This window comes from Pseudomonas sp. (assembly GCF_041601375.1).
Taxonomy (GTDB): domain Bacteria; phylum Pseudomonadota; class Gammaproteobacteria; order Pseudomonadales; family Pseudomonadaceae; genus Aquipseudomonas.
The window spans coordinates 1-4793 of the sequence record NZ_JBFIIG010000256.1 but is presented as its reverse complement, the minus strand read 5'-3'; the positions used below and the strand labels follow the sequence as shown (position 1 = coordinate 4793).

The 4793-nt window shown below is 66.4% G+C and carries 4 protein-coding genes; all 4 read right to left on the bottom strand.

The genetic code is table 11. The annotated features are described in order from the left end of the window. Positions 1 to 1181, bottom strand: a 1181-nt coding sequence (locus ABZE94_RS20465) for a glutamine synthetase family protein (RefSeq protein WP_372877920.1), incomplete at its 3' end; no start/stop codon positions are given. Between the two features lie 170 nt (positions 1182 to 1351). Further along, entirely contained in the window at positions 1352 to 1909 is a 558-nt protein-coding gene (locus tag ABZE94_RS20460; RefSeq protein ID WP_372877918.1) for a helix-turn-helix domain-containing protein, read from the bottom strand. 86 nt (positions 1910 to 1995) lie between these two features. Continuing rightward, positions 1996 to 3294: an NAD(P)/FAD-dependent oxidoreductase gene (locus tag ABZE94_RS20455; protein WP_372877917.1), complete on the bottom strand. Its 1299-nt coding sequence runs from the start codon at positions 3292 to 3294 to the stop codon at positions 1996 to 1998. A gap of 166 nt (positions 3295 to 3460) precedes the next feature. Continuing rightward, positions 3461 to 4793, bottom strand: a 1333-nt coding sequence (locus ABZE94_RS20450; RefSeq protein WP_372877915.1) for a diguanylate cyclase, incomplete at its 5' end; no start/stop codon positions are given.

Sequence of the window (4793 nt, the reverse complement as noted above, 5' to 3'; positions counted from 1 at the left end):
TCGATGCCGCTCTGGCGGTCCTGGTTGAGCGGGGCGATGGGTTCGCGCTGGGCGTCCAGGCCGTGCTCCAGGCCGGTGAGGATGGCGGCCAAGACCAGATAAGGATTGGCGTCGGCGCCGGCCAGGCGGTGTTCGATGCGCAGGTTGCGGCCGTCCGACTCGGGGATGCGGATGCACGCGTCGCGGTCTTCGTATCCCCAGCTGGCGCGGCTGGCGGCGTTGACCATGGCGCCGTAGCGGCGGTAGGCGTTGTGGTTGGCGGCGAAGATCGGCATGCAGTGCGGCAGCAGTTCCAGGCAGCCGGCCACGGCATGGCGCAGCGGGCGCTGCTCGTCCGCCGCCAGCAGGTTGTTGCCGGCCGCGTCGTACAGACTGACATGCACGTGCATGCCGCTGCCCGGCGCCTGCAGGTAGGGCTTGCTCATGAAGCTGGCGCGCTGGCCGTGCTTGAGTGCCACGCCACGGGTGCTGCGGCAGAACAGGGCGGCCCAGTCGGCGGCGCGCAGGCCGTCGTCGCAGTGGCCGAAGTTGATCTCGAACTGGCCGGGACCGAGTTCGGCGGTGATCACGTTGGCGTCGACCCCCTGTTCGTTGGCCGCCTCGACGATCTCGTGGAGCACGTCGGAGAAGCGCGACAGGCGTTCGATGTGCATGTTCGGCTGGTCGTCGGCATCGCCACACAGTGGGTCGCGGGGGAATTGCGGCAGGCCGTCCTTGAGCGCGCGGTCAAACAGGTAGAACTCCAGTTCGAAGGCCACCACCGGGCGGATGCCGCGTGCTTCCAGGCGCTTGAGCACGCGGGCGAGCACCTCGCGCGGCTCGAACTCGATGGGCGCGGCGGTGCCGTCGGAGCTGATCAGCATCTGCCCCAGCGGTTGGCTTTCCCAGCGCACCGGCTTGAGCGTGCCGGGGATCAGGCGGCGCGGCGCGTCCGGGTCGCCGTCGTTGAAGCAGTAGTCGCCGATCGGGTACAGGCCGCCCTGGACGCCGAGCAGCACGCAGTTCTGCGGGATCTTCAGCGGGCTGCCGGCGGCGACCTTTTCCAGCATCTCGACGGGATAGCGCTTGCCGTAGAAGTGCCCGGGGATGTCCAGGCCGATCAGGTCGACGTAGCGCACCGCCGGGTATTGGGCGCGAAAGGCGCGTACTTCGCTGAGCAGGTCGGGTGTTGAGATTCTCATGTTCTTGTCCTTGATCTTCATAAATGCTGGGCGTGATCAGATCAAAACCGTAGCGAGCGAAGGACAGGCAAGGCGAAAGCAGGCGAGGACGCGGAGTGTACAAGTGGTACATGAGCAGTCCGAGCCTGCTTTCAACGCAGCATGGTCGAGCGCAGTAGGTTTTGGCTGAATCATCTGAACACCCAGAGCACCCGAGTGGGTTGCTCGGTGAGGTTGGCGTAACGGAATTGACTGTGCGGCGGCAATTGAAAGCTGTCGTTGGGGCCCAGGGTCACGGCTTGCGGGTCGTCGCCCAGCCAGATGCTCAGCTCGCCCTCGAGGACGAAACCGCCCTGCTCGGAGCTGTCGTCCAGGTGGCCTTCGCCGCTGCTGGCGCCGGGCGCCAGGTGGCTTTCGAGCATGGAGAAACCGGCCGACATGCGCGGCGACACCAGCACGTCGGTGATGCCGCCGGCGTAGTAGAGCGTGCGCCGCTCGCCGGGGCGGGTCACCCAGGGCAGTGCGCGCGGTTTGCTCAGGCTGTAGAAATAGGTGGTTGGCACGCCCAGGGTTTCGCTGATCGCGGTAAGGTCGGCCACGGTCGGACGCGACAGGCCGCGTTCGACCTGGGAGAGGAAGCCCACCGAGCGGCCGATGCGCTCGGCCAGCTCGCCGAGGGTGAGGTTCTTGTGCTTGCGCAGGTCGCGAATCAGTATCGCCAGACCTTCGATTTCGTCCTGCATGTCCATGTGAGTTCCTGTGAGGCTGTTGTAGGGTGGATGGCGCTTTTTTCATCCACCGGCCGTTGCCGGAAAACGCTTCGCGGTTTTCCAGCCTACGGATATGAGACGATATCGCGCAGCCGGTACCAGGCCTTGCCAGCGGCTTCCAGCGGCGCAGCCAGTAGCGTACCGCCGGGGAAGCGCGGGTTGCCAATGGCCTGGTACAGCCCCAGCAGTTCCGCGTCGCCGAGGATCGCCTCGCTCACCGCACGGGCGCCGGCCAGGGTCGGCAGCACGCCGTGGCCGGAGAAGCCTTGCAGCCAGTAGCGCTGGCCCTGGCGGCCGATATCCGGGGTGCGTTTCATGCTGACGTCGATATGCCCGCCCCAGGCGAATTCCAGTTCGACCCCGCGCAGTTGCGGGAATGCCCGCTCCAGATAGGGCCGGGTGGCGCCAGCGACGTCCTTGGGGATGCCGCCCAGGTAGGTGCAGCCGCCGCCGAACAGCAGGCGCTGGTCCGGGGTCAGGCGGAAGTAGTCGGGAACGAACTGGTTGTCGATCACGCAGCTGTTGCGCGGCAGCAGCGAGCGCGCCAGCTCGGGGTCGAGCACCGCCGTGGCGACCTGGTAAGAGCCGACCGGCAGCAGGCGGCTGGCCAGTTGGCGATCCAGGCCATCGATGTAGGCGTTGCAGGCCAGTACCAGTACATCGCTGCGCACTTCGCCCTGGGCGGTGCGGGCGACGAAGCCTGCGCTGGTTTCGTGATACTCCAGCACCTGGCTCTGTTCGAAGATCTGCCCGCCGGCCTGCTCGATGGCGCTGGCCAGGCCCTGGGCCAGTTTCAGCGGGTTGAGGTGGGCGGCCTCGGGGTCGTAGAGTGCGGCCAGGTAGCGCGGGCTGGCGATCCACTCGGGCAGTTCCTCGCGGCCTATAAAACGCAGGTGTTCGTAGCCCCACTTCTCCACCGCGTCGCGTTGCGCCTCCCGCAGTTGCGCGATGCGTCGCTGTTGCACGGCGGCCCACAGGCTGCCGACCCGATAGTCGACGTCGAAGCCATGCCGCCCGGGCAGTTCGCGCAGCTCCGCGGCGGCCCAGCGCATGCTGTCCCACAGGCGGCGGGTGCGTTCCTGGCCGAGGGCCTGCTCCAGCGGCGGCATGTCGCAGGACCAGCCGAGCAGCGCCTGGCCGCCATTGCGCCCGGAGGCGGCCCAGGCCACCCGGCTGGCTTCCAGCAGGATCACCCGCTTGCCGGCCAGGGCCAGGCGCAAGGCCGTGTGCAGGCCGCTGAAGCCGGCGCCGACGATCAGTACATCGCAGTTCAGCCGGTCGTGCAGGGTTGGCCGCAAGGCAAGCGGGCCAGGATAGGTACGTGCGTAGTAACTGGCGACATGCTGGGCGGATTGTTTGAACACGGCGCGCCTAATGAAATTAATAAGATATAATTTCATGAAAAATACACTATTTATTTCACGAGGCCAAGGCGCACACCGACAGCAGGGTGCCCATGACTGCTATTGAGCAGGCCCAAGGGGGGCTGCGGGCATAATGACGCCTGCGTCGTCTCGGCGGGCTACCCGGTCAGGATTGACTGACCTGGTTGCGGCCGCCGTGCTTGGCCACATAGAGGGCGCGGTCGGCTCGCTCCAGCAGTTCGCCGGCATCCTTTGCGCCTGCTTCGGTCGAGGCGATACCGGCGCTCAGGGTGACCGTGAACTCGCTGTCGCTGGCGATGAAGTGCAGCTCGGCAAAGCGTTGACGTATTTCGTCGAGCACCCGCAGGGCCTGGTCGGCCGGGCAGTCGGGCAGCACCACGAGAAACTCTTCGCCACCATAGCGGCCCAGGCTGTCGACCCGGCGCAGGCGCTGGCGCAGCAAGTTGGCCAGGGCGCGAATCACGTTGTCGCCGGCGACGTGGCCATGGCTATCGTTGACCTGCTTGAAGAAGTCGATGTCGAGCATCGCCACGCTGGCCGGTTTGCCGCTGCGTTGCGCGCGCTCCAGCTCGATGCCGACCTGCTCCTTGATGTCGGCATGCTTGAGCAGGCCGGTCAGGCTGTCGCGTGACAGGGCGATGCTCAACAGGCGGGCGCGCTGGGCGCGGGAAAACACGGTGGTGACCAGGGCGTTGTCGGCGATGGGCTTGCTGACGAAGTCGTCGCCTGCCTTGATCAGGGCATTCATCTGCCGAGTGATGTCGGTCTCCGCCGACAGGTAGATGATCGGCACCCGCAGCCAATCGTCGTTGAAGCGGATGATCTGCGCCAGCTCGGGGCCGGTGCAGTCCGGCATGTTGACGTCGAGCAGCACCACCTCCGGGTTGAAACGGCTCATGGCGGCGAAGATCTCCGACGGTGTGTCGAGCACTTCGACCAGCATGTTGGCGCCGCGCAGGATCAGGCTGTAGCGGCTGGCCAGGTCGTGGTCGTCGTCGACGATCAGCACCCGGTAGGGCTCGCCCTGTTGCTGGGCGAAGCAGCGCTCCAGACGGTTTTCCAGCTGGGGAATGTCGACCGGTTTGGTGAAGTAACCCATGGCGCCGATGCGCACCGCTTGCAGGTGGGTGGCGAAGTCGTCCTCGGTAGTGATCACCAGCAGCGGCAGCGGTTGCTCCAGGCGCTGTTGCAGGGCAGCGGCGTAGCTCAGGCCGGTTTGTGCGGTATCGCCGAGGTTGACGTCGATGATCAGCGCATCCGGCAGGCGCCGCTGCAGCGCCGCGTCGAAGTCGGCGATGCGGCTGAAATGCTCGGCGTGGTAGCCGAAGTTGCTCAGCGTCAGGCGCATGTTCTCGCCGATGCTGACCTCGTCCTCGAGGATGTAGATGCAGTGCACCTCGGTCTCGGCTTTCAGCGGTTTTTGCGGGCGCGCAGGGCTTTTCGGCGCCGCCGCGCTCTGCACGGGTTGCGCGGCGAAC

What these genes read in the sequence shown, in the direction of transcription:
- ABZE94_RS20460 (WP_372877918.1), bottom strand. Translation starts at nt 1,909, where the DNA reads ATGGACATGCAGGACGAAATCGAAGGTCTGGCGATACTGATTCGCGAC.